Source organism: Mesorhizobium sp. M6A.T.Ce.TU.002.03.1.1, assembly GCF_003997275.1.
GTDB classification, from domain to species: Bacteria; Pseudomonadota; Alphaproteobacteria; order Rhizobiales; family Rhizobiaceae; genus Mesorhizobium; species Mesorhizobium mediterraneum.
In genome coordinates this window covers 646-1,546 of record NZ_RZTI01000272.1, presented here as the reverse complement: position 1 = coordinate 1,546, position 901 = coordinate 646, and the positions used below count along the sequence as shown (strand labels likewise).

2 protein-coding genes (1 of these 2 cut by a window edge) are annotated in these 901 nt (G+C 64.9%); one reads left to right on the top strand and one right to left on the bottom strand.

The window, feature by feature from the left end; all coding sequences use genetic code 11:
- A partial coding sequence (locus tag EOC93_RS33425) for an aminotransferase class I/II-fold pyridoxal phosphate-dependent enzyme (protein ID WP_127206747.1) occupies positions 1–510 on the bottom strand: 510 nt, incomplete at its 3' end.
- Here EOC93_RS33425 and EOC93_RS33420 point away from each other — a divergent pair.
- Positions 509–901 carry the beginning of a cobalamin biosynthesis protein gene (locus EOC93_RS33420; protein WP_127206746.1) on the top strand. It continues 450 nt past the right edge of the window, so only the first 393 of its 843 coding nucleotides appear in the window; it begins with the start codon at positions 509–511; its stop codon lies off the right edge, out of view. The two genes, EOC93_RS33425 and EOC93_RS33420, sit on opposite strands and share 2 nt — an antisense overlap.

Below are 901 nucleotides of genomic sequence, written 5' to 3'. Positions count from 1 at the left end.
CAACCCGCCTCTGGCGCGCAATTTTCCCGCAAGCGCAAGCAGCTTCTTGCGTTCGAGGATGCGCCCGTCTGGATTGTTGGGGTTAACGACGATGGCAAGGTCGGCTCCTGCCAGGGCTTCGAAATCATCGACCTCCATCACAGCATGGCCGGCGATCGCCGCTGCCCGCTGATGTTCGGCGTAGGTCGGCCCGAGCACCAGCGCCTTACCGGGGCTCGCCAGCGAGGCGACGCGCGGCAACAAGATCTGGGTGCCAGGCGCCGACATCACATGCGCTGCCGATGGCGAGCCATAGGCGCTTGCCGCGACGTCGGCCAACTCGCGGGCGCGCGCGGCTTCCGGCAATCTCGACAGGGCGGTGGCGGGCAACTCGAAAAACGGATAGGAGTGCGGATTGATACCGGTCGAGAGGTCGACGAAGGGTTGTGGCGCGTGCGGGAAAAGCGCCCTCGCCCGGCCAAGGCTTCCGCCGTGATCCACCACTGTCGCCGCTCCATCAAGAGACTTCATGTCGATCCTGATCGCTTTCCTGTCACTGGTTGTTGAATTCGCTGTCGGCTACCCGGCCTGGCTGTTCGGCGCCATCGGCCATCCCGTCACCTGGTTCGGCAGGCTGATATCCTTTCTCGACCGCAGGCTCAACCGCGATACTGATTCCGACGCCCTGCGTCGCCGGCGCGGTGTTCATGCGCTGCTGATCATCGTGCTGGTGCCGGCCGCCATCGCCTTCGCGGTGGAAACCATGCTTTCGGGCATTCCCGCCGGACTGGTCCTCACGGCAATTCTGGCGACGTCGCTGCTGTCGCAGAAGAGCCTGGCCGAGCATGTCGAGGCGGTGGCCGACGGGTTGGACAATGGCGGACTCGATATCGGCCGTGTTGCCGTCTCGCGGATCGTCGGC